The sequence below is a fragment of the Pseudoalteromonas sp. SG41-5 genome, from assembly GCF_014164495.1.
GTDB lineage: Bacteria > Pseudomonadota > Gammaproteobacteria > Enterobacterales > Alteromonadaceae > Pseudoalteromonas > Pseudoalteromonas rhizosphaerae.
In genome coordinates this window covers 1-832 of the sequence record NZ_JACJFH010000261.1, presented here as the reverse complement: position 1 = coordinate 832, position 832 = coordinate 1, and the positions used below count along the sequence as shown (strand labels likewise).

The window sequence follows — 832 nt, the reverse complement described above, 5'->3', positions numbered from 1 at the left end:
ATCAAAGACAAAGCACTCATGCGCCTACTCGGTAAATACCTACGAGCGGGAGTAGCAGAGTGCGAAACAGGTCTGTGGTTTGAGTCAACCAAAGGAGTCCCTCAAGGTGGGCCATTATCCCCTTTGCTTTCCAACATCTTACTCGATGAATTAGATAAGAAGCTAACCTACAAACACCTTAAGTTTGCACGTTACGCTGATGACATAATCATTTTAGTAAAAACGAAAAGCGAAGGATTAATAATCCAGCGGGAAATTACTGCGTTCATCACTAAGCGATTAAAGCTCAAAGTGAACGAATCGAAAAGTCGAGTGGGTCCAGTATCAGGCTCAAAATTTCTCGGGTTCACATTCCGTTACGGTCAAGTGCAGATCCACGAACAGGCGCTAAAGAAATTCAAAGCAAATGTCAGGGAACTCACTAACCGCAACTGGGGGATCTCAATGACCCTACAAATTCATAAACTCACGCAGTATTTGCGCGGCTGGGGACACTACTACCTGATAGCCAACGCTTATCAGCTAACGGTGGATTTAGACCATTGGATCCGACGTAGGATAAGAATGTGCTACTGGCGGCAATGGCGCTATTTATAAGGAATAGCACGCACTAAAGTACGCAGTTTAATGAAATTGGGTGTTAGCGAACGACTCGCCATAGCCTGTGGTATCACCAGTACCAAAAGTAGGCGCTTGGAAGCGAAGGTCCTTGTAGAAGCTCAAAAACAAAAGGAATTAACATTGCGATAGGCAATGACTATCTAGCGTCACAAGGTTTAGCGTCATTAAGAGATATTTGGATCAATATTCATTACGGGAGATGAACCGCCCA

Annotated in this window: 1 protein-coding gene; it reads left to right on the top strand. The window is 44.4% G+C overall.

Going from position 1 to position 832, the window contains the following annotated elements:
- Nucleotides 1–597: reverse transcriptase domain-containing protein (locus H5232_RS23485; RefSeq protein WP_404936416.1), on the top strand; the 597-nt coding region annotated here is incomplete at its 5' end.
- Nucleotides 598–832: the final 235 nt, after the last annotated feature.